The 21,568-nt window shown below is 70.8% G+C and carries 20 protein-coding genes; 19 read left to right on the top strand and 1 reads right to left on the bottom strand.

Annotated features, from left to right (window positions below; all coding sequences use genetic code 11):
* The first annotated feature begins 5 nt into the window (after positions 1-5).
* The 17 genes from hisH (at position 6) to ACZK5D_RS05560 (ending at position 18,097) form a co-directional block, all read left to right on the top strand.
* Entirely contained in the window at positions 6-605 is a 600-nt protein-coding gene (hisH, locus tag ACZK5D_RS05640; RefSeq protein WP_463664586.1) for an imidazole glycerol phosphate synthase subunit HisH, read from the top strand.
* A gap of 65 nt (positions 606-670) precedes the next feature.
* Positions 671-1,408, top strand: a complete 738-nt coding sequence (priA, locus tag ACZK5D_RS05635; RefSeq protein ID WP_463664585.1) for a bifunctional 1-(5-phosphoribosyl)-5-((5-phosphoribosylamino)methylideneamino)imidazole-4-carboxamide isomerase/phosphoribosylanthranilate isomerase PriA — start codon at positions 671-673, stop codon at positions 1,406-1,408.
* Positions 1,401-3,749 (top strand): HAD-IB family hydrolase, encoded by a 2,349-nt coding sequence (locus tag ACZK5D_RS05630; RefSeq protein WP_458993911.1) that lies wholly within the window; start codon positions 1,401-1,403, stop codon positions 3,747-3,749. The genes priA and ACZK5D_RS05630 overlap by 8 nt, the downstream gene beginning before the upstream one ends.
* A 16-nt stretch (positions 3,750-3,765) precedes the next feature.
* Positions 3,766-5,286 carry a lactate racemase domain-containing protein gene (locus ACZK5D_RS05625; RefSeq protein WP_463664584.1) on the top strand — a complete coding sequence of 507 codons (1,521 nt, stop codon included), beginning with the start codon at positions 3,766-3,768 and terminating at the stop codon, positions 5,284-5,286.
* The gene (locus tag ACZK5D_RS05620) at positions 5,283-6,077 is read left to right on the top strand and encodes a lysophospholipid acyltransferase family protein (protein WP_458993913.1); all 795 of its coding nucleotides are present in this window, start codon (positions 5,283-5,285) and stop codon (positions 6,075-6,077) included. The genes ACZK5D_RS05625 and ACZK5D_RS05620 overlap by 4 nt, the downstream gene beginning before the upstream one ends.
* Before the next feature lie 7 nt (positions 6,078-6,084).
* Positions 6,085-7,026, top strand: a complete 942-nt coding sequence (locus ACZK5D_RS05615; protein ID WP_463664583.1) for a GNAT family N-acetyltransferase — start codon at positions 6,085-6,087, stop codon at positions 7,024-7,026.
* A 60-nt stretch (positions 7,027-7,086) separates the two neighbouring features.
* Positions 7,087-7,860: a YebC/PmpR family DNA-binding transcriptional regulator gene (locus tag ACZK5D_RS05610; protein WP_463664582.1), complete on the top strand. Its 774-nt coding sequence runs from the start codon at positions 7,087-7,089 to the stop codon at positions 7,858-7,860.
* A 19-nt stretch (positions 7,861-7,879) separates the two neighbouring features.
* Positions 7,880-8,395 carry a crossover junction endodeoxyribonuclease RuvC gene (gene ruvC, locus ACZK5D_RS05605; protein ID WP_458996532.1) on the top strand — a complete coding sequence of 172 codons (516 nt, stop codon included), beginning with the start codon at positions 7,880-7,882 and terminating at the stop codon, positions 8,393-8,395.
* Positions 8,392-9,000: a Holliday junction branch migration protein RuvA gene (gene ruvA, locus ACZK5D_RS05600; RefSeq protein ID WP_463664581.1), complete on the top strand. Its 609-nt coding sequence runs from the start codon at positions 8,392-8,394 to the stop codon at positions 8,998-9,000. The genes ruvC and ruvA overlap by 4 nt, the downstream gene beginning before the upstream one ends.
* 3 nt (positions 9,001-9,003) lie before the next feature.
* A complete protein-coding gene (gene ruvB, locus ACZK5D_RS05595) occupies positions 9,004-10,029 on the top strand; it encodes a Holliday junction branch migration DNA helicase RuvB (protein WP_458993917.1) in 1,026 nt (341 codons plus the stop codon).
* Positions 10,030-10,072: 43 nt separating this feature from the next.
* The gene (locus ACZK5D_RS05590) at positions 10,073-10,861 is read left to right on the top strand and encodes an HAD-IIA family hydrolase (protein ID WP_458993918.1); all 789 of its coding nucleotides are present in this window, start codon (positions 10,073-10,075) and stop codon (positions 10,859-10,861) included.
* A gap of 89 nt (positions 10,862-10,950) precedes the next feature.
* Positions 10,951-11,391, top strand: coding sequence for a preprotein translocase subunit YajC (gene yajC / locus ACZK5D_RS05585; protein WP_458993919.1), 441 nt, complete (start codon positions 10,951-10,953; stop codon positions 11,389-11,391).
* A 2-nt stretch (positions 11,392-11,393) separates the two neighbouring features.
* The gene (secD, locus tag ACZK5D_RS05580) at positions 11,394-13,013 is read left to right on the top strand and encodes a protein translocase subunit SecD (RefSeq protein ID WP_458993920.1); all 1,620 of its coding nucleotides are present in this window, start codon (positions 11,394-11,396) and stop codon (positions 13,011-13,013) included.
* Positions 13,013-14,131 (top strand): protein translocase subunit SecF, encoded by a 1,119-nt coding sequence (gene secF, locus ACZK5D_RS05575; protein ID WP_463664580.1) that lies wholly within the window; start codon positions 13,013-13,015, stop codon positions 14,129-14,131. Before secD ends, secF begins: the two co-directional genes overlap by 1 nt.
* Before the next feature lie 2 nt (positions 14,132-14,133).
* Positions 14,134-14,676, top strand: a complete 543-nt coding sequence (locus ACZK5D_RS05570; protein WP_458996533.1) for an adenine phosphoribosyltransferase — start codon at positions 14,134-14,136, stop codon at positions 14,674-14,676.
* A 4-nt stretch (positions 14,677-14,680) separates the two neighbouring features.
* On the top strand, positions 14,681-15,766 hold the full coding sequence (locus ACZK5D_RS05565; RefSeq protein WP_458993922.1) for a potassium channel family protein: 1,086 nt from the start codon (positions 14,681-14,683) through the stop codon (positions 15,764-15,766).
* 57 nt (positions 15,767-15,823) lie between these two features.
* A complete protein-coding gene (locus tag ACZK5D_RS05560; protein ID WP_458993923.1) occupies positions 15,824-18,097 on the top strand; it encodes a RelA/SpoT family protein in 2,274 nt (757 codons plus the stop codon).
* Positions 18,098-18,115: 18 nt separating this feature from the next.
* On the opposite strand, the gene ACZK5D_RS05555 is transcribed toward ACZK5D_RS05560, so the two are convergent.
* Positions 18,116-19,363 carry a DUF349 domain-containing protein gene (locus ACZK5D_RS05555; RefSeq protein WP_463664579.1) on the bottom strand — a complete coding sequence of 416 codons (1,248 nt, stop codon included), beginning with the start codon at positions 19,361-19,363 and terminating at the stop codon, positions 18,116-18,118.
* Between the two features lie 30 nt (positions 19,364-19,393).
* On the opposite strand from ACZK5D_RS05555, the gene ACZK5D_RS05550 reads away from it, so the two are divergent.
* Entirely contained in the window at positions 19,394-20,065 is a 672-nt protein-coding gene (locus ACZK5D_RS05550; protein ID WP_463664578.1) for an MBL fold metallo-hydrolase, read from the top strand.
* 7 nt (positions 20,066-20,072) lie between these two features.
* The gene (gene hisS / locus ACZK5D_RS05545; protein ID WP_463664577.1) at positions 20,073-21,407 is read left to right on the top strand and encodes a histidine--tRNA ligase; all 1,335 of its coding nucleotides are present in this window, start codon (positions 20,073-20,075) and stop codon (positions 21,405-21,407) included.
* The last annotated feature ends 161 nt before the right edge of the window (positions 21,408-21,568 follow it).

Genomic DNA, 21,568 nt, shown 5'->3' with positions numbered 1-21,568 from the left:
GCCGCGTGGGGCTGCTCGACTACGGCTCGGGCAACCTGCACTCGGCCGCCCGCGCGTTCGCCAACGCGGGAGCGGAGCTGGTGGTCACCGACGATCTGGCGGAGCTGCGCCGCCAGGACGCCCTCGTGGTCCCGGGGGTGGGCGCCTACGCGGCCTGCATGGCCGGGCTCCGGGCCGCGGGCGGCGTCGAGCTGATCGCGGACTGGGTGGCCTCGGGGCGCCCGCTGTTCGGGATCTGCGTGGGACACCAGGTGCTGTTCGACGGGGGCACCGAGCACGGCGTCGACACCCCGGGCCTGGGCCTGTTCCGCGGCCGCGTGGTGGAGCTCGAGGCCAGGCGCCTGCCGCACATGGGATGGAACACCGTGAGCCCGCCCGAGGGCAGCACGCTGTTCGAGGGCCTTGCGGGGGAGAGGTTCTACTTCGTGCACAGCTACGCCGCCGTCGACGGGCCCGCGGACGCGCTGGTCACCACGGCGCGCCACGAGGACGCCACGTTCGTCGCGGCCGTCGAGCGCGGCCCCGTGAGCTCCACCCAGTTCCATCCCGAGAAGTCCGGGGCCGCCGGCGCGCGGCTCATCGCGAACTGGCTCGGCTCCTGGTAGCGCGGCGCCCGCGCATAGATCCGGCCTCCGGAGGGCACGGCCGGTTTCGGCTAGGGTTGGGCGTCGTGGAGAACTTGCAGCTGTTGCCGGCCGTCGACGTGCAGGGCGGCCAGGCCGTCCAGCTCGTGCAGGGAATCGCGGGGTCGCAGAAGGAGTTCGGCGACCCGCTCGCAGCCGCGTTGCGGTGGCAGGACGGCGGGGCGGAGTGGCTGCACCTCGTGGACCTCGACGCCGCCTTCGGCCGCGGCAGCAACGCCGAGCTGCTGCGCTCGATCGTCGGTAAGCTCGACATGATGGTGGAGATCTCCGGAGGCATCCGCGACGACGCCTCGCTCCAGCGGGCCCTGGCCACGGGAGCCCGGCGCGTCAACATCGGCACCGCCGCCCTCGAGAACCCCCAATGGTGCGAGCGCATCATCGCCGAGCACGGTGACCGCATCGCCATCGGCCTCGACGTGCGCGGCGAGAACCTCGCGGCCCGCGGCTGGACGACGGAGGGCGGCCCCTGGCCCGAGACCCTCAACAGGCTCGTCGCGGCGGGCTGCGAGCGGTTCGTCGTCACCGACGTCAACGCCGACGGCATGCTGACCGGCCCCAACGTCGACCTCCTCCTCGCCGTCGCCGAGCGCAGCGGCCGGAAAGTCATCGCCTCCGGCGGCATCGCCACCCTGGACAACCTCCGGGACCTGCGCCGCCTCGTGGGCCAGGGCATCGAGGGGGCCATCATCGGGACGGCGCTCTACCTGGGCCGGTTCACGATCCAGGAGGCGCTCGCCGTCGCCGGAGGAGAAGCAGATGCCTAAGCCCCCCGCCAGCACCTTCGGCGAGGTGCACCCCGACCGCGTGCACGTGCCCCCGCTGCTGGAGGGCCGGATCTCGGAACTCCTCGACGGCAAGAAGATCGTGATGACCGGCGTGACCGGGTTCATCGGCGAGCAGCTCCTGTGGAAGGTGCTCACCGAGTGCCCCGGGACCACCACCGGCGTGCTGGTGCGCCCCAAGGGCTCGGTGACGGCCGCGCAGCGCGTGGCCGGGCTGCTGGGGAAGAAGATCTTCAAGCCCATCGTCGAGGCCGCCGGGGGCGTCGAGAAGCTGATGGCCGAGCGCGTCCAGGTGATCGAGGGCGACCTGCCCAACGTGCCCGAGCTGCCGCGCGACCTCGACATCCTGCTGCACTGCGCCGGCGACGTCTCGTTCGACCCACCGATCGACCAGGCCTTCCTGACCAACGTCGTCGGCACCAAGGCGCTCCTGACCAGACTCCGCGAGGCCTGCTCCGACGAGGACGGCACGCTGGTGAAGGTGCCCCACTACGTGCACGTCTCCACCGCGTACACCGCCGGGCGGCGGCGTGGCGCCATCCCCGAGGCCGCGCACGTCCACGACGTCGACTACGAGGCCGAGACGGCCGCCGCGCTGGCCATGAAGCAGCACATCGAGGCCCGCTCCCGCGACGCGGACCAGCTGACCAGGCTCCGCAAGGAGGCCGAGGCCCTGCACGCCAAGGCCGGCTACCTCACCACGTCCCGCGACACCGAGCGCCGCCGCCAGGAATGGGTGAAGCGCGAACTGGTCCAGGCCGGCACCGAGCGTGCGCGCTCCCTGGGCTGGACGGACGTCTACACCTTCGCCAAGGCGCTGGGCGAGCGGGTGGTGGCGGACCTGGCACAGGACTTCCGGGTCTCCATCTACCGGCCCGCCATCGTCGAGTCCTCGCTCGTCCACCCGTACCCGGGCTGGATCGAGGGCTTCAAGATGGCCGAGCCGCTCATCCTGGCCTACGGCCGCGGCCAGCTCCCCGAGTTCCCCGCCTCGCCGGACGCGGTGATCGACATCATCCCCTGCGACTTCATCGTCAACGGGATCATCGCCGTGTGCGCGAGCACCCCCCAGGTCGGGCGGCCCGAGTACTACCACGGGTCCTCCGGGGCCAGGAACCCGCTAACGTTCCGCGGGGTCTACGAGCACGTGCGGGCCTACTTCGAGAAGCACCCCTACACCTCCGGTCAGGGTTCGACGCCGCTGGCCACCTGGACGTTCCCCGGCGCCGAGCCCATCGAGAAGCTGATGTGGGTGGCGCAGAAGGGCGTCTCGGCGGGCAACGCGCTGCTGAGCTTCGCCCCGCGCGGGAAGGCCACCCGCGCCTGGGCGACCAGCCTCGACAAGTCCGCCAAGCAGCTGGACTTCCTCAGCAAGTACCTCACCCTGTACGGCGAGTACCTGCAGTCCGAGCTGCACTTCGTCGACGACTGCGCCCTCGCGCTGCACAACTCGCTCCACCCCGACGACAAGCCCCTGTTCGGCTTCGACTCGGCCTCCTACACGTGGCAGCACTACCTGGAGGAGGTGCACATCCCGGCCATCACGGACCCCGTGCGCCGCCTCGAGGCCGCCCGCAAGCGCAGGCAGGCCCGTTCCGCCACCTTCAGGGAGCTGAAGCCCGCCGCCCCCGGCACGGTCCTGGCCGCCTTCGACCTCGACGGCACGGTGATGGCCACCAACGTCGTCGAGACCTACCTGTGGGCGCGGCTCCCGGAGCTCTCCCCGATGCGCCGCGCGATCGAGGTGGCCAGGGTGGCCGCGCAGCTGCCGGTCTACCTGGGCGCCGAGCGCCGAGACCGCGGCGTGTTCCTGCGCTCCATCTACCGGCGCTACGCGGGCGCGGACCTGGCGGCGCTCGAGGCCTATGTCGACGAGAAGCTCGCCCCGCTGATCCTCGACCGGATGTCCCCGGACGCCATCCGCCGGATCCGCGAGCACCGCGACGCCGGCCACACCACCATCCTCATGACGGGCGTGATCAGGCCGCTGACCCGCCCGTTCGAGGGGCTGTTCGACACCATCGTCGCCGCAGAGCTGGCCACCGACGGCGCCGGACGCTGCACCGGCTACCTCAGCGGGCCTCCCATGGTGGGCGAGTCCCGCTCGGCGTGGCTGACCCACTACGCCGCCCTCCACGACATCGATCTCAGCCAGTCCTACGGCTACGCAGACAGCCACGTGGACCTGCCGATGCTGACCACCGTGGGCAACCCGGTGGCCGTCAGCCCGGACATCGGGCTGATGAGGGCCGCCAAGACCAAGGGCTGGTCGATCGTCGAATGGCCGGCCATGTCGCCGCTGCCCCGCTGGAGGATGTCGTGAACGGAAAGGAAGACTGATGTCTCGTCCCGGATTCGTCCTCGAGGTGGACGACAAGACCCCGCCGCTGCTCACCATGGCGGGCGCGGACCTCCGCCTCCAGCGCCTGGGCGTCGGCACGAGGGTCGTCTACGCGGCCGATGCCGTGCCCTCGACGGACCCGGTGGGTCTCGTCGACGCCGCTCTGGCTGCCCCGATCGGGGCGGATCCGCTCGCCGCGCAGCTCAAGCCCGAGACGCGGCTGACCATCGTGGTGGCGGACTCCGAGCAGCCGCTGCCCCGGCCGCAGTTCGAGGTGCGCCGCACACTGGTGGAGCGGGTGCTGGAGACGGCGGCTCGCGCCGGCGTCGACGACGTCGAGCTGGTCATCGCAACCGGCCTCAGGCAGCGCTGGAACGCGGCGCTCGTCACCGAGATCCTGGGCGACCGGGTGGCCACGTCCTTCCTCCCCGACGCGCTGGTGACCAGCCACGACGTGACTGATCCCGATCTCGTCACGCTCGGCGAGGTCGACGGCGTCCCGGTGAGGTTCAACCGCCGCGTGGCCAACTCGGACCTGGTGGTGCTGGTGTCCACCCGGGCGGACTCGGGGGAACAGTGCCCGTTCGTCGCCGGCCTGGCCGACGTCTTGACGCTCAACCGACTCTCAGGCGCCGGGCGCACCGATGAGTACTGCGCGCAGGTGGAGCGACTGGTGCGGGAGAAGATCCCCACCTTCGCCCTCGTCGCGGTCCTCGGGCAGCCGCTGCTGGGCCGCTCCCTGCGGTTCGCCTCCAAGCGGGAATGGGAGTGGAACCTGGGCGACAAGCTGTCGTTCGCGAGCGCCCGCCAGATCGTGGCGGCGCTCCCCAGGCAGGGTGCGCAGGCGCTGCACGGCAACCCGCGCGCGGACTACGCCGTCGTCGACGTCCTCGGGGGCGACTACCCGCGCGTCCTCGCCGACTCCAGGCTCGTGTGGAAGGCCGCCAACGCCGTGGAGGTCAAGGGCCGCTCCGACGTCCTGGTCACCTCGGTCTGGGGCGCGTCCTTCGACCAGGGAGATCCGGTGGGCTCCCCGCTCGGGGCGGCGCACCACGCCCTGGTCGCCCGGGCCGGCGCCCACCTGGGCACCCCGTTCACCCGCCCCGGCGGCGCGCTCATCGCCTTCCACCCGTTGCGCAGGCGGTTCTCCAACCGCCGCCAGTCCGCCGCCGCGGACTTCTTCGCCACTGTGCTGACCAACACCACGGACCCGGCCGAGATCTCGGCCACGTACGAGCCGCGGGCCATCGACGACGAGTGGTACCTGGACCTGTACCGCAAGCAGTTCGCGGAGCATCCGCTGCACGTGTTCCACCAGTGGTACGCCACGGCCGGCGCGGCGGAGCAGTTCGCCGACGTGATCTGGGTGGGCGGGGACCGGCGCAGCGCCGCCCTGCTCGGCCACCGCGCGGCGACCACGTACGCGGACGCCTTGGAGATCGCCTCCAACAGCGTCGGGGGCACGCCGGACATCACCGTGCTCCGCGGCCCCGGGCTGGCACTGGGCGACGTGCGATGACCCGCCAGCTCCCGTCCTGGGCGCAGAGCGGGCGCGGGCGGCAGAAGCCGAAGCTGACCTGGCCCCGGGACCTGACGCAGATCGCCACGGGGCTGCTCCGCCCGGAACGCCCCACGGGCGCCCCGGCGCGCCCCCCGCTCACCCACGATCATCTGAGCCTGCGCGCCACCCTCAGCGGGCGCCACCTCAGGCTCCTCCTGCTCAGCCTGCGGCTGCGGGTCGAGCTCGTCTCGGCGGACAGCATCGCCGGGCTCCAGGCGCCCGTGGTGTTCGCCGCCAACGAGCAGGGGGCCCTGGACTACCAGCTGCTGCGCTTCGCGCTCCCGGCGCGCGTCCGGCCCACCATGATCGCGCCGTCGCGCGCGATAGCCCGCGGGCGCAACGTCGTGGTCTTCGCCGACGAGGCGGTGGGACGCGGCCTGGTGGGGGAGTTCTCCACGGTGCCGGCGGACCTCGCCAACCAGCACAACGTGCCCATCGTGCCCGTGGGCATCGTCGGCACGTTCAAGCTCAAGGACACCCTGAAGCTGGCGCTGCGCAGCAAGCCCAAGGTGTCGGTCAGGTTCGGCGCGCCCATCTACACCCGCGGCCGGTCCCTGACGGAGGCCACCGCCGAGCTGCAGGCCCGAGTCGAGGAGCTCGTCCACGAGGGCGACCTGTCGTGGTGGACGGTGCAGCGCCGCCGGGACGCCGCGTCATCGGCCAACCCCGCGCTGACCGCGCCCCGATGGCGCCGGCTCTGGGACCAGTCCGCCCCGAAGGCGGCGCCCGAGTCGCGGATCTGGCGGTAGCCCGGGCATGGACGCCTATGTGGAGCCGCACCTCGCGTGGCGCCTCCTCGGGCCCGACGACTCAGCGGAGCTGGACCACTTCAGGGCCCAGTTGGACGCCCTGGAGGACTCGGTGCTGTCCGGGGTGGCCGCCTCCATCACGCAACGCGACCTGCGTGTCGCGCACGCCGTCGGAGGATACGACGCGTACCAGTCCCTGTCGGCCTACGCCATCACCTACATCGCCGACGGTGATCCGCTGCGGATGTACCTCATGGGCGGCGTCCACCCCACCCATCGGCACCTCCACATCGGCACGGCCCTGCTGCACTGGCAGATGACCCACGCCACTGCCTGGCGCGACGAGTTCCGCCCCGGCCAGCCGCTGTGGCTCGGCTGCTACGCGGAGCTGGGCCGCCCAGGGCTGGAGCGGGTGGCCACCAACCTCGGCTTCACCCGGGAGCGGTTCTACTACGACCTCCAGCGTGACCTGACCCTGCCGCTGGCCGTCCCCGACGTCGACGGCGTGGAGCTGGAGCGGTTCGCCCCCGTCCACTCGGAGCCGGTGCGGCAGCTGCACAACATCTGCTTCCGCGGCATGGGCGACGAGGTGGCCGAGGACGTCTGGGCCGCGCGCCTGGACGACGACGACTTCCGCCCCGAGTGGTCCTTCCTCGCCCGTGTCGAGGACCGCGTCGTCGGGTACGCCATGAGCGGCGTGGCCGACACCGACGACGACGGGGCCCCCGTCGGCTGGATCGAGCGGTTCGGCGTGCACCCCGGGCACAGGGGCCACAAGATCTCACTGGCGCTCATGGGCCGCTGCCTCCAGGCCATGCGCGACGCAGGCTGCCAGGAGGCGGGCATCGGCATCGACACGCCCGACGGAGTGGGCGTCCAGCGGCTGTGTGCGGAGCTCGGCTGGACGACACGCGACGCCGTGGCGCTGCTCGCGAAGGTCGTCCCCTGACCCCGCGATAAGCTGTCCCGAGCAGTCAGACACGAGAGCGATAAAAGAAGGTGGGTCCGGATGAGTGGCCATTCCAAGTGGGCGACGACCAAGCACAAGAAGGCCGTCATCGACGCCAAGCGCGGCAAGCTGTTCGCCAAGCTGATCAAGAACATCGAGGTTGCGGCCCGGATCGGTGGCGGGGACCTGTCCGGCAACCCCACGCTCTATGACGCCGTCCAGAAGGCCAAGAAGTCCTCGGTCCCCAACGACAACATCGACCGCGCCGTCAAGCGCGGCTCGGGTGCCGAGTCCGGGGGCGCCGACTACGAGACCATCATGTACGAGGCGTACGGACCCGCCGGCGTGGCGATCCTCATCGAGTGCCTCACCGACAACCGCAACCGCTCCGCCTCCGACGTGCGTGTCGCGGTCACCCGCAACGGCGGCACCATGGCAGACGTGGGCTCCGTGCAGCGCCTGTTCGCGCGCAAGGGCGTGGTGACGGTCCCCAAGCAGCAGGGCGGCAGGGACGTCTCCGACGACGACCTTCTCGAGGCCGCGCTCGAGGCGGGCATCGAGGAGGTCGACGACGACGGTGACGTGTGGGAGGCGGTCTGCGACCCCAACGACACGGTCGAGGTGCGCAAAGCCATCGAGGCGGCCGGCCTGGACTACGACTCCTCCGAGGTGCAGTTCGTCCCCTCGTTCGACCAGGAGGTGGACTCGGTGGACGTGGCGCAGAAGGTGTTCCGCATCATCGACGCGCTGGACGATTCGGACGACGTGCAGAACGTGTACACCAACCTCGACGTGACCCACGAGGTCGCCGAGGCCCTCGAGGCCGAGGACTGATCCACCGGGCATGCGCATCATCGGAATCGACCCCGGACTCACCCGCTGCGGTGTGGGGATCGTCGACGGTACCGTCGGCCGGCCGCCTGTCCTGGTGGCCGTCGGGGTGGTGCGCACTCCCGTCGGACTCGACGTCGCGTCGAGGCTGCTCGCCCTGGAGACGGGGCTGGCCGAGTGGTTCGAGGAGCACCGGCCGGACGCCGTCGCGATCGAACAGGTCTTCTCGCAGCACAACAAGAGCTCGGTGATGGACACCGCGCAGGCCGCGGGTGTCGCGGCGTTGACCGGCGCCCGCCGCGGGCTGCCGGTGACGTTCCACACGCCGTCGGAGGTCAAGGCGGCCGTGACCGGGTCGGGCGGAGCTGACAAGGCCCAGGTGGCGCTCATGGTCACGCGCATCCTGCGGCTCGACGCGCCGCCGCGCCCCGCCGACGCCGCGGACGCCCTCGCCATCGCCGTGTGCCATGCCTGGCGCGGGGGCGCCACCAACCGCTACGCCGCGGCTGTCGCGGCAGCCAGGACGGGCAGCAGATGATCTCCCAGCTCACCGGGACCGTGGTCACGGCCGGCGCCACCTCCGGCGTGCTCGACGTCGGGGGCGTCGGCTTCCGGGTGCTCACCACGCCCCAGACCGCGGCCGGGCTGCGCCCCGGCGAGCGCTGCACCCTCCACACCTCGCTGGTGGTCCGTGAGGACTCGATGACCCTGTTCGGATTCGGCGACGAGGGGGAGCGCGAGGCGTTCGAGCTCGCGCAGACCGCCAGCGGCGTGGGGCCCAAGCTGGCGCTGGCGATCGTGTCGGTCCTCACCCCGGGGGAACTGCGCCGGGCGGTGCTCGCCGAGGACCTGAAGCGGCTGTGCTCGGTGCCCGGCATCGGGCTCAAGGGCGCCCAGAAGCTCGTGATCGAGCTCAAGGACAAGGTCCTGACGCTGACGGACCCGGCCTCGGACGGCGTGCCCGCCCCTGCCGACGGCGAGGCGTGGCGCGCCCAGGTCAGCGACGGCCTGCAGGGGCTCGGCTGGTCCGCGCGCGACGCGGACGCGGCCTGCGACAACGTGGCCCACCTCGTCGAGGCGGACCCGGGAATCGGCATCGCCAAGCTCCTGCGCGCCGCCCTGAACTCGCTGGCGAGGAGGTAGCAGGTGGTGGACCAGCACTCCGAGGTGGACCCGACGGCCGACGTCGAGGACAGGGACTACGAGGCGGCGCTGCGGCCCAAGCGGCTGGCCGAGTTCGAGGGGCAGCCGAGGGTCCGCGAGCAGCTGGCCCTCGTGCTCGACGCGGCCAGACACCGGGGCACGTCCCCGGACCACGTGCTGCTCTCCGGGCCGCCCGGGCTCGGCAAGACGACGCTCGCCATGATCATCGCCGCCGAGCTCGGCACCGGGCTGCGCATCTCGTCCGGCCCGGCCATCCAGCACGCCGGCGACCTCGCCGCGATCCTCTCCGGGCTCGCGGAGGGCGAGGTGCTGTTCCTCGACGAGATCCACCGCCTGTCCCGCCCCGCCGAGGAGATGCTGTACCTCGCCATGGAGGACTTCCGGGTGGACGTCATCGTCGGCAAGGGGCCCGGCGCCACCGCCATCCCGATCGAGCTGCCGCCGTTCACCCTGGTGGGCGCCACCACCCGCGCGGGCCTGCTGCCGGGGCCGCTGAGGGACCGGTTCGGCTTCACCGCGCAGCTGGACTTCTACTCCTCGGCAGACCTGGAGGGCATCGTCTCCGGGTCGGCCGGAAAGCTGGGCGTCCGGATCGACGGCGCCGCGCGGGGCGAAATCGCAAGCCGCTCCCGAGGCACGCCCCGCATCGCCAACCGCCTGCTCCGCCGAGTGCGGGACTTCGCGCAGGTGAAGGGCCACCCCGAGGTCGACCGGGGCGTGGCCCGGTCCGCGCTCGAGCTGTACGAGGTGGACGAGCGGGGGCTGGACCGGCTGGACCGTTCGGTGCTCGACGCGCTGTGCCGGCTCTTCGACGGAGGGCCCGTCGGCCTGTCCACGCTGGCGCTGAGCGTGGGGGAGGAGATCGAGACGGTGGCCGAGGTCGCCGAGCCGTTCCTCATCCGGCAGGGTCTGATGGTGCGCACCCCCCGCGGGCGCGTGGCCACACGGGCGGCGTACGCGCATATGGGGATGACGGTCCCGTCGGCGAACCCGGCGCTCTTCGACTAGTCGGGGCGCCGGGTCCCGCCCGGCGACCGGTAGCCTACGCAGCATGCGCACGCGTTCCGACATCAAGGCCTGGCTCACCGACATGGACGGCGTGCTGGTGCACGACAACCGGGCTCTGCCCGGCGCGCAGGAGCTCATCGACCACTGGGTGGCCACGGACACCCCCTTCCTGGTCCTGACCAACAACGCCACCTTCACGCCGCGCGACCTCGCCGCGCGCCTCCAGGACTCCGGCCTCAACGTGCCTGAGGGACGGATCTGGACCTCCGCGATGGCCACGGCCAAGTTCCTGGCGGAGCAGAAGCCCGGCGGCACCTGCTTCATGGTGGGGGAGGCCGGCCTCTCGACGGCGCTGCACGACGCAGGGATGGTGCTCTCCGACCGCTCGCCCGACTTCGTCGTCATCGGCGACACCCGCACCTACTCGTTCGAGGCCATCACCACCGCCATCCGCCTCATCGACGCGGGCGCCCGGTTCATCGCGACCAACCCCGACGCCACGGGCCCCACGCCGACGGGCGTGGTTCCCGCGACCGGCGCGGTCGCCGCGCTCATCACCAAGGCCTCGGGGCGCGAGCCCTATGTGGTGGGCAAGCCCAACCCCATGATGTTCCGCTCCGCGCTGAACAAGATCGGGGCCCACTCGGAGGAGACGGGCATGATCGGCGACCGGATGGACACCGACATCGTCGCGGGCATGGAGGCCGGCCTCCACACCGTGCTCGTGCTGACGGGCATCTCGACGGCCACCTCGATCACCCAGTTCCCCTACCGGCCGGTGGAGATCCTCGACGGCGTGCACCAGATGCTGACCCACGACCCCCGAAGCTGACCCAACTCCCACGCCAGGGAGCGCCGCGGCTGACATTCTTCGCCGCTCCGCTATCCTGAGCGATGGCTTACCCACGTCTGGAGTGAAATATGGACCTGATCCTCATGATGATCGCGCTGTTCGCGGTCATGTACTTCCTCATGATCCGCCCGCAGCAGAAGCGCGCCAAGCAGCACCAGGAGATGCAGTCCGGCCTGAGCGAGGGCGATCGTGTCCTGCTCACCTCCGGCATGTTCGGCACGGTCGCCCACGTGGGCGAGCGGCAGCTGATCATCGAACTGGCCCCCGGCGTCGAGGTGACGGTGCTCAAGGGCAACGTCGCCCGCAAGGTCGGCGCCGAGGACGAGGAGTTCGAGTTCACCGACGAGTCCGCCGCTGACGAACTCGTCGAGGACGCCACCCCGGAGCTCGTCGAGCCCTCTTCGGCCGAGACCACCGAGGGCACCGTCGTCCAGGCTGAGGCCGACGCCGCGGCAGACTCGTTCTTCCAGGATCGCACTGCGGAACCGCGTGCGGAGGACACCAAGTAACAGTGGCCACCACAGCGAAGAGGGGGCGCCCCGGCGTCGTCCTCACCGTATTCCTGCTCATCGTCGCGGGCCTGTACACCATCATGGCCGCCACGAACACGTGGACGCCGAAGCTCGGCCTCGACCTGCAGGGCGGGCAGACCATCACCCTGACCGCCACCAACGAGTCCGTGTCCCTCGAGTCGCTCGAGCTCGCCCGCGACATCATCCAGCAGCGCGTCGACGGCCTCGGCGTCGGTGAGGCGTCCGTCGTGGTCCAGGGTGAGCGCAACATCGTGGTCTCCGCCCCCAACGTGGAGCGCGACGACCTGGTGGAGCTCGTCGGGGCGACGGCCCAGCTGTCGTTCCGGCCCGTGCTGCAGGTGACCGCCGGTACCGGCACGGACCCGTCCGCCAGCCCGGATCCGTCGGAGACCCCGGTCCCCGGCCTGCCGACGGCGCCCCCCAGCCCCACGCCCTCGCCCGAGCCTGGAGAGCAGGGCGAGGCCGGGGACCAGCTCCCCATCGCCGAGGCGCTGGCCTACCAGCCCACCGAGGAGGAGTACCAGGCCTTCCTGGACTTCACCTGCGGCGACGAGGTCACCGACAACCCGCTCACGGCCCAGGTGGTGTGCGACGCCGAGGGCCTGCAGAAGCTCCTGCTCGGCCCGGTGGCGGTGCGCGGCCAGGACCTCACCACCGCCTCCTTCGGCATCCCGCAGGGCGAGCTCGAGTACGCCGTGACGCTCAGCTTCAACAGCACCGGCACCGCCAACATGTCCGAGCTCACGGGTGCCCTCGTCGGCGCCGCGGAGCCCCGCAACATGTTCGCCATCGTCCTCGACGGCAAGGCCGAGTCCGTGGCCACCGCCCAGGCCAAGATCACCAACGGCGAGGCCATCATCCGCGGCGGCTTCACGGCCGAGTCCGCGGCCGGCCTGGCCAACGTGCTGAAGTTCGGATCCCTTCCGCTGTCCTTCGAACCCTCGCAGGTGGAGACCGTGTCGGCCACCCTCGGCGGCGAGCAGCTGCGGGTCGGGATCATCGCGGGAATCGTGGGCCTGCTCGTGGTGATGCTCTACAGCTTCCTGTACTACCGGGGCATGGGCATCGTCGTGGTGCTGTCCCTGGCCGTCGCGGCGGCCACCACCTACGCGATGATGGTGCTGCTGGGCTCCGTGGTGGGCTTCGCGCTCAACCTTCCCGGCATCGCGGGCGCCATCGTCGGCATCGCCGTCACGGCGGACTCGTTCATCATCTACTTCGAGCGCATCCGTGACGAGATCCGCGAGGGCCGCAGCCTCAAGTCCGCCCTGTCGGCGGGCTGGACCAAGGCGCGGGGCACCATCGTGATCTCCGACGCGGTCTCGCTGCTCTCCGCAGTGGTCCTCTTCGTGCTGGCCGTCGGCGCGGTGAAGGGCTTCGCGTTCACGCTCGGCCTCACCACGCTGATCGACCTGGCCGTGGTCTTCTTCTTCACCAAGCCGCTCGTCGAGCTGCTGGCCCGCACGAAGTTCTTCGGCGAGGGGCACAAGTGGTCCGGCCTCGACGCGCACCACATGGGCGTCACGCGCGAATCGCTGCTCGGACGACGGCCCCGCCGCACGACGGTCGCCGCCTCGACAACCCCGCAGGAGGCATGATGTCGACCAGAAAGCTCGGGATCGCCGAGCGTCTGTACACCGGGCAGACCAGCTACGACTTCATGAAGAACCGGCGGCTCTGGTTCATCGTGTCCGCTGTCATCATCGGGGTGTCGCTCCTGCTGCTCGTGTTGCGCGGGCTCACCCTCGGCATCGAGTTCAGCGGCGGCACGGACTTCCAGGCGCCCATGAGCATCCAGCAGGGCACCGTCGACGAGGTGCGCGCCCAGGTGGCGGACCTGCCCATCGAGGATCTCAGCGCGCAGGTGTTCACGCTGGGAGAGGACGCGATCCGCGTCCAGACCCGGGCGCTCACCCCCGACGAGACCAATCAGGTTCGCTCGGCGGTGGCAGACATTGCGGGCACGACGGTGGACAACGTCACCTACAACGCCATCAGCGGCTCCTGGGGCGCGCAGATCACGCGCCAGGGCACCATCGCCCTGGTGGTGTTCATCGTGCTGGTGATGGCGCTGATCGCCATCTACTTCCGGGACTGGAAAATGTCCGTCGCGGCTGTGGTGGCCGTCTTCCACGACCTGCTGGTCACCGTCGGCGTCTACGCGGCGGTGGGCTTCACCGTCACCCCGTCCACCGTGATCGGCGTGCTGACCATCCTGGCCTACTCGCTCTACGACACAGTCGTGGTCTTCGACAAGATCCGCGAGAACGTCAAGGGCATCGAGCACACCAGCCACACCTACTCGGAGCAGGCCAACCTGGCCGTCAACCAGGTGCTTGTGCGCTCGCTGAACACCACGGTCATCGGCGTCCTGCCGGTCCTGGCGCTGTTCATCGCCGGCGCCACCCTGCAGAGCGGTCCCCTGGCGGATCTGGGGCTCGCGCTGCTGATCGGCATGATCGCCGGCGCGTACTCCTCGCTGTTCATCGCCGCCCCCGTCCTGGCGCTGCTCAGGGAGCGCGAGCCGGCCATGGTGGAGCATCGCGCGCAACTCGCCCGCCGCAAGGCCCGCGCCGCGCAGCGGTCCACCCGCCAGGCCACCCTCGACGCGGCGGCCGAGCCGCTCGCGACCGCGGGCGTCACGGGGGTCACCCCCGGTGTGCGCCAGCAGCGGCGCACCGGCGGTTCGCGAGCCGAGCGGAAGGGCAAGGCGTGAGCATCAACGAGGCGGCACGCCGGCGAGGGCTGGTGGAGGCTCTGGTGGCGGACGTCCCGGACTTCCCCCGCCCGGGGGTGGTGTTCAAGGACATCACACCCCTCCTCGCCTCCCCGCAGGGGTTCCAGGCGGCGGTCACGGAGCTGGTCACCACCGCCCCCCGCGAGATCGACGTCGTGGTGGGCATGGAGGCGCGCGGCTTCATCTTCGCCGCCCCGGTGGCGCTCGCCCTGGGCGCCGGGTTCGTGCCCGTGCGCAAGCCGGGCAAGCTCCCCGGCGAGACCATCAGCGAGTCGTTCGAGCTGGAGTACGGCTTCGAGACGCTCACCATGCACCGCGACGCCATCCGGCGCGGTGCCCGGGTTCTCGTGGTCGACGACGTGCTGGCCACCGGCGGCACCGTCGGGGCGACGGCCGCCCTGCTCAAGCAGATGGGGGCGGACCTGGTGCACGTCAGCGTCCTCATCGAGCTCGGCTTCCTGGGTGGCCGCGAGCGCCTCGCCACCATGGGCATCGACAACCTCACCGCAGTCCTGACAGTCTGAGCCCATGCCCAAGTTGGAGCCCGGGGGACGCGGCGGGGTGCTGTCACTGGTCAGCCTGCCCCGGATCAGCTCGTCGCCCTTCAAGGAGCTCACCCGGCGGGCCCTGCTGGCCCTGCTCCTGCTCCTCATCAGCACCGCCATCGTGTACCTGGACCGCGACAGCTACATCGACAACACCGCCGGAGACGGCGTCAGCCTCATCGACGCGCTCTACTACTCGACGGTGACCGTCACCACCACCGGCTACGGCGACATCACGCCGCTGGCGGCCCATGCCCGCCTGATGAACGCCCTGATCGTCACCCCGCTGCGCATCGGCTTCCTGGTTCTCCTCGTCGGCACCACCATCGAGGTGCTGACGAAGGAGGGGAGCCGGAGCATCAAGGACACGTTCTGGAGGAGGAAGATGCGCAACCACGTCGTCGTCATCGGCTACGGCACCAAGGGCCGCAGCGCCGTCAACACGCTCCGCCGACAGGGCGAGCCGTTGGAGAAGATCCTCGTCATCGACGCCCACGCCAGCGCCGTCGCGGACGCCAACTTCGACGGCCTGGCCGCGTTCCAGGGCGACGCCACCCGCCGCGAGCTGCTCCGCAGGGCGGAGATCAGCAAGGCCAAGCAGGTCATCATCTCCCTGGACCGCGACGACACCGCGATCCTCGCCACCCTCACGGTCCGGCAGCTCAACCCCACGGCCGGCGTCGTGGTCGCGGTCCGGGAGCACGAGAACGTGCCCCTGGTGCGCCAGTCGGGCGCGTCGTCGGTGGTCACCAGCTCCGAGACGGTGGGCAGGCTCCTCGGCCTGTCGGCCATCGGCCCCGAGCTGGGCACCATCATGCAGGACATGCTCACCGGCGCCGAGGGCCTCGAGGTGCATCAGCGGCTCGCCGACGCCAGCGAGGCCGGACAGCCGCCTGCCTCGGTCCAGGGGGAGCGCGTCATCGGCATCATCCGCAACGGCACGCTGCGCCGCTTCTACGACCAGACGGCCACCAAGATCGAGATCGGCGACGAGCTCATCGTGGTCCGTCGCGCCCAGCCGCCCGCCAAGGACGCCCACGCGATTCTCGCCCGACACTACGACGAGTGACGCCGTCGTCCGTGCCGCTACGATTGAGCGAATAGGCGGCGCGGACGGAGGTGGCCAATGTCAGACGATTCGCTGACCGGAGCCTCCAGACTCGTGACCGGCCCGGAGCAGCCCAGGCTGCGCATGCGCCACCGGCTGGCGAGGCTGGGCGCGGTCCGTTCGAAGTCCGCCGTCCTGGACCCGCTGTTCCGGATCGTCAAGTCCAACCACCCCAAGGCGGACCTGGACGTCATCGAGCGCGCCTACCGCGTCGCGGACCAGTGCCACGCGGGTCAGAAGCGCAAGTCGGGGGATCCCTACATCACGCACCCGCTCGCCGTGGCCACCATCCTGGCCGAGCTCGGCATGACGGAGCCCGTGCTCGTGGCGGCCCTTCTGCACGACACCGTCGAGGACACGCCGTACTCGCTCGAGCAGCTCCGCCTGGACTTCTCCGACGAGGTGGCCCGGATGGTGGACGGCGTCACCAAGCTGGACAAGCTCACCTACGGGGAGACGGCCAAGGCCGAGACCATCCGCAAGATGATCATGGCCACCTCGGAGGAGGTGCGCGTCCTCGTGATCAAGCTCGCCGACCGCCTCCACAACATGCGCACCATCGGGTTCCTGCGGCCCGACAAGCAGGTCCGCATCGCGACGGAGACGCTCAACATCTTCGCGCCCCTGGCCCACCGGCTGGGCATGAACACCATCAAGTGGGAGCTGGAGGACCTGTCCTTCTCGGTCATCGAGCCGAAGGTCTACTCAGAGATCGTGGACATGGTGGCGCAGCAGGCGCCCTACCGCGAGCGCTACCTGCGGGAGCTCATCGCCCAGTTCCAGAACCTGCTCACCGAGGCGAAGATCACCGCCACCGTGTACGGGCGGCCCAAGCACTACTACTCGATCTACCAGAAGATGATGGTCCGGGGCCGGGACTTCAAGGAGATCTACGACCTGATCGGGCTGCGGGTCCTGGTGCAGGACACGGCCACCTGCTACGCCGTCCTCGGCGTGGCCCACGCCGCCTGGAAGCCCATCCCGGGGCGGTTCAAGGACTACATCGCCGGCCCGAAGTTCAACATGTACCAGTCGCTGCACACCACGGTCCTCGGCGCCAACAACGAGCCGGTGGAGCTGCAGATCCGCACCCACGAGATGCACCGTCGCGCGGAGTACGGTGTCGCGGCCCACTGGAAGTACAAGGAGGACCTGCGCGAGGGCGTGACGCCGGAGGAGGCCGGGCTGCGTGCCATGCACCAGCTGGGCGTCATGTCGAAGGAGACCGAGGACCCGAGCGAGTTCCTCGACTCGGTGATGTTTGAGATCAACTCCGACGAGATCTACGTCTTCACCCCCAAGGGTGAGGTGATCGCCCTCCCCGTCGGCGCCACTCCCGTGGACTTCGCCTTCGCCGTGCACACCGAGGTGGGCTACCGCTGCATCGGCGCCCGCGTCAACGGGCGCCTGGTGGCGCTCAGCACCCGGCTGGCCCAGGGCGACAAGGTGGAGGTGCTGACCTCCAAGGCGGAGGGCGCCGGACCCAGCCGGGACTGGCTCGGCTTCGTCGTCTCCAGCCGCGCCAGGCAGAAGATCAAGGCGCACTTCTCCCGCGAGCGCCGCGACGAGGCCATCGAGCAGGGGAAGGAGGCCCTCGCCAAGGACCTCCGCCGCACCGGGATCCCGATGCAGCGCCTGCTGACGTTGGAGAACCTCACGGCGGTGGCCAACGAGCTGGGCTTCAAGGACGTGCCCGCGCTGTACGCGGCGATCGGCGAGGCGCACATCGGCCCGCAGGGCGTGGTGGAGAAGCTCATCGCGCTGCACGGCGGCGAGGAGGAGGCCGTCGACACGGTCACCGAGGACGTCGTCGTCAAGCAGCGCCGTCGGCCCGTCCGCGACGGCGCCCACATCCTCGTCGACGGCGACGCCTCCGTGGTGGCCAAGTTCGCCAAGTGCTGCTACCCGCTGCCGGGCGACGAGATCATCGGGTTCGTCACCCGCAGCGAGGGCGTGTCGGTGCACCGCGCGGACTGCTCCAACGTGCCCGCGCTGATGCGGGAGCCGGAGCGCATCGTCGACGTGGCCTGGTCCGGCCGCGAGCAGGGATCCACGTTCCTGGTGACCATCCAGATCGAGGGGATCGACAGGGCACGCCTGCTCTCGGACGTCTCGTCGGCGCTCTCGGAGCAGCACGTCGACATCCTCGCGGTCAACATCACCACCAACAAGCAGCGGCAGTTCAGCGGCAAGATGACGTTCGAATCGGCGGACCCGACGCACCTGCAGCATGTGATCAACCAGGTGCGCCGGGTCCCCGGCGTCTACGACGTGTTCCGCGTGGCGGGCTAGCGGTCTCCTACCGGTGCCTCAGCGGGCGGTGAAGTCCGCCAGGGTCTCGCGGGCCTGGGCCAGCCAGCTCTGGTACGTCTCGATGGACTGCTTCGCGTCCTTGACCCGCTTGGCGTCGGACTTCGCCTCGGCCTTGGCCAGGTCCGCCTCCAGCTTCGCGATCTGGGCCTCGAACATCGCCACCGTGTCCTCGGCGCGGCGACGCGCCTCGGGGTCAGTGCGGCGCCACTCGTCGGCCTCCATCGCAGAGACCTTCTCGCCCAGCGCGCGGACGCGGCCGTCCAGGTCCCGCATCGCGGTGCGCGGGACGTGGCCGAGCTCGTTGAACTTCGCCAGGAAGTCGCGGTGGATGGCCTTGACGGCCTCGACGTCGGTGACGCCCTCGAGGTCCTTCTCCACCTGCTCGACCAGTGCCTGCTTGGCCGCGAGGTTCTCCGACTGCTCGCCGTCGACGGCGCTCTGGGCCAGCGTGCGGGCCTCGAAGAACGAGTCCTGGATGGCGCGGAACCGCGCCCACAGGGCGTCGTCCTCCGCGCGCCGGGCGCTGCCGGCCGCCTTCCAGCGCTGCATCAGGTCGCGGAACGCCGCGGACGTGGCGCCCCAGTCCGTGGAGGCGGCCAGCGGCTCAGCCTCCGCGATGATGGCCTCCTTCAGCTCCTTGGAGCCGTCGCGACGCTGGTTGAGCTCCGCGAAGTGCGCCTTGCGACGCCGTGTGTACTGCGTGCGGGCCGAGGAGAAGCGGTGCCACAGCTCGTTGTCCGTGGCGCGGTCCACGCGGGGGAGCGCCTTCCACTCGTCGAGCAGCACCCGGAAGCGGTCCACGCCGCCGCGCCAGTCGTCGCCCTCGGCCAGCTTCTCGGCCTCCTCGACCATCGCCTCCTTGGCGGCGACGGTGACGGAGTTCTGCTCGGCCCTCAACGCCTTGCGGGCCTCGATCTGGGCCGGGAGCACCTCAAGGAGGGCGTCCAGGCGGCGGGTCAGCGCAGCCAGATCCCCGACGGCGTTGGCCCCGGCCACGTTCGTGCGGGCCGTACCGATGGCCGTGCGGGCCTCCTCGGGAGACATCGCCTGGGCGGCCACGCGGGATTCGAGCAGGCCCACCTCGGCGGCCAGGTTCTCGAAGCGGCGCACGTAGAACGCCATGGCCTCGTCGGGGGTGGAGTCGGGGATCTGCCCGACACTTCGTTCGGTGTCACCCTCGCGGACATAGACCGTGCCGTCGGCATCGACCCGGCCGAAGCTGGAGGGCGCTTGCGATTCGCTCATGCGCCCAATCTAGCCGTATAGGGTGTCGTCGTGCTCATCCAGCCCATTCAGGTCTCGCCCTGGCAGGCCAACTGCTACCTCGTCTCTCCGCATGAGGACACGGCCGAATGCCTCATCGTCGATCCCGGCATCACGGCGGCGGAGCCGGTCATCGCCGCCGTCGCGGAGCGCGGCCTGAACCCGGTGGCGATCCTCGCCACGCACGGCCACCTCGACCACGTCGGCGACGCCCACATCCTCGCCGGGCGCTGGCACATCCCCGTCTACCTGGCCGCGTCGGACCAGCACCTGCTGATCAGGCCGGGGGACGGGCTCGGGCCCCAGGGCTCCGCCATGATGCGGCAGCTGACCGGCTCCGACACGCTGCCCCCGATCGCCGACGTGCGGGACCACGACGGTCCCGTCACCCTGGCCCGGATCACGGTCACGCCGTTCCCCGCACCGGGACACACGAAGGGGTCCACGCTCCTGGAGTTCACGTCGGCCCGCACCTCGGTGGTGTTCACCGGGGACGTGCTGTTCGCGGGCACGATCGGGCGCACGGACCTGCCCGGCGGTAGCATGTCCGAGATGCGCGAGTCGCTGCGGCGCATCGCCACGCACTTCCCGGCCGAGACGCCGCTGCTGCCCGGCCACGGCCAGCCCACCAGCATCGGCCAGGAGCTCGACTCGAACCCCTTCCTGCAGCCAGACCACTTGTGAGGAACCCTTGTCCCGCCCCAAGCCGCTGAGCGGTTTCCCCGAGTTCCTGCCCGCCGGCCGCATCGTCGAGAACCGCGTCCTCGACACGGTGACGGGCACCTTCGAGCTGCACGGCTTCGCGCCCATCGAGACGCGCGCCGTCGAGCCGCTGGCGCAGCTGTCGCGGAAGGGGGAGATCGAGAAGGAGATCTACGTGGTGCGCCGGCTGCACGCCGAGGCGGGCGACGTGGATGAGCTCGGGCTGCACTTCGATCTGACCGTTCCGTTCGCCCGTTACGTGCTCGAGAACGCCGGTCACCTGGCGTTCCCCTTCCGGCGCTACCAGGTGCAGAAGGTGTGGCGTGGGGAGCGGCCCCAGGAGGGTCGGTACCGGGAGTTCACCCAGGCCGACATCGACATCGTCGGGCAGGACGCGCTGGCGGCCCACCACGACGTTGAGATCCCGCTGGTGGCGCTCGACGTGTTCGAGAAGCTCCACCGCGACCTCGGCCTCCCGCCGGTGTCCCTGCACGTCAACAACCGCAAGCTGTCCGAGGGCTTCTACCGCGGCCTGGGGATCGAGGACACCGCCGCGGTCCTGCAGCGGGTGGACAAGTACGACAAGATCGGGCCGGACGCCGTCGCCGAGCTGCTGACCGCCGAGGTGGGCCTGTCGGAGGCCCAGGCCCGCGCCTGCGTGGCGCTGGCGGGCATCGCGGCCACGGACGAGTCGTTCGTCGACGACGTGCGCCGGCTCGGCGTGACGGGCGAGCTGCTGGACTCCGGGCTCGAGGAGCTGTCGGCCCTGGTCCGGGTGGCCGCCCGCTCGGTGCCGGACCGGGTCGTGGCGGACCTGAAGATCGCACGGGGCCTGGACTACTACACCGGCACGGTCTACGAGACGTTCCTCGTCGGCTCCGAGCGGCTCGGTTCGGTGGCCTCGGGAGGCCGCTACGACTCGCTGGCGAGCGACGGCAAGGTCACCTTCCCCGGCGTCGGCTACTCCTTCGGCATCACCCGCATCCTCGCCCCGCTCATCGGTAAGGGGAAGCTCGTCGCCTCGCGCAGCGTCCCCAGCGCGGTCCTCGTGGCGGTGGACGACGAGTCCTCGCGCGAGCGGGCCATCGCGGTCGCGGCCAAGCTGCGGACCCGGGGGATTCCCGTGGAAGTGGCGCCCAAGGCGGACAAGTTCGGCAAGCAGATCCGGTTCGCGGAGCGCCGCGGCATCCCGTTCGTGTGGTTCGGTGCCGGGTATGACGATTCCGTCAAGGACATCCGCACAGGCGAGCAGACCCCGGCATCGCCGGACGACTGGCGGCCGTCGCCGGATGACCTCGTGCCCGGTGTGACGGCCACCCTCTGAGCCGAGCGGTCGCGCCCGTCGCGTGGTGGTCCCGTGGCGCCACGGCATCGACGGGTCGAGCACCCCACCCGGTAGGACCGTGCGATCGGCGGCGAGGCGAGCGATCCGAGCGTGTTCGGTGATTCGTCCAGGTTCGCCGTGAGTTCTCACATGGCGGTCCA

It is taken from the genome of Tessaracoccus yangjingae (genome assembly GCF_055326235.1).
The sequence above is the reverse complement of the archived record's forward strand: the minus strand, read 5'-3'. Positions and strand labels throughout refer to the sequence as shown.

Excerpts from the sequence above, each read along its gene's own strand:
- ACZK5D_RS05630 (WP_458993911.1), top strand. The coding sequence starts at position 1,401 with ATGCCTAAGCCCCCCGCCAGCACCTTCGGCGAGGTGCACCCCGACCGC.
- ACZK5D_RS05625 (WP_463664584.1), top strand. The coding sequence starts at position 3,766 with ATGTCTCGTCCCGGATTCGTCCTCGAGGTGGACGACAAGACCCCGCCG.
- ACZK5D_RS05620 (WP_458993913.1), top strand. The coding sequence starts at position 5,283 with ATGACCCGCCAGCTCCCGTCCTGGGCGCAGAGCGGGCGCGGGCGGCAG.
- ACZK5D_RS05615 (WP_463664583.1), top strand. The coding sequence starts at position 6,085 with ATGGACGCCTATGTGGAGCCGCACCTCGCGTGGCGCCTCCTCGGGCCC.
- ACZK5D_RS05610 (WP_463664582.1), top strand. The coding sequence starts at position 7,087 with ATGAGTGGCCATTCCAAGTGGGCGACGACCAAGCACAAGAAGGCCGTC.
- ruvA (WP_463664581.1), top strand. The coding sequence starts at position 8,392 with ATGATCTCCCAGCTCACCGGGACCGTGGTCACGGCCGGCGCCACCTCC.
- ACZK5D_RS05590 (WP_458993918.1), top strand. The coding sequence starts at position 10,073 with ATGCGCACGCGTTCCGACATCAAGGCCTGGCTCACCGACATGGACGGC.
- yajC (WP_458993919.1), top strand. The coding sequence starts at position 10,951 with ATGGACCTGATCCTCATGATGATCGCGCTGTTCGCGGTCATGTACTTC.
- secF (WP_463664580.1), top strand. The coding sequence starts at position 13,013 with ATGTCGACCAGAAAGCTCGGGATCGCCGAGCGTCTGTACACCGGGCAG.
- ACZK5D_RS05565 (WP_458993922.1), top strand. The coding sequence starts at position 14,681 with ATGCCCAAGTTGGAGCCCGGGGGACGCGGCGGGGTGCTGTCACTGGTC.
- ACZK5D_RS05560 (WP_458993923.1), top strand. The coding sequence starts at position 15,824 with ATGTCAGACGATTCGCTGACCGGAGCCTCCAGACTCGTGACCGGCCCG.
- ACZK5D_RS05555 (WP_463664579.1), bottom strand. The coding sequence starts at position 19,363 with ATGAGCGAATCGCAAGCGCCCTCCAGCTTCGGCCGGGTCGATGCCGAC.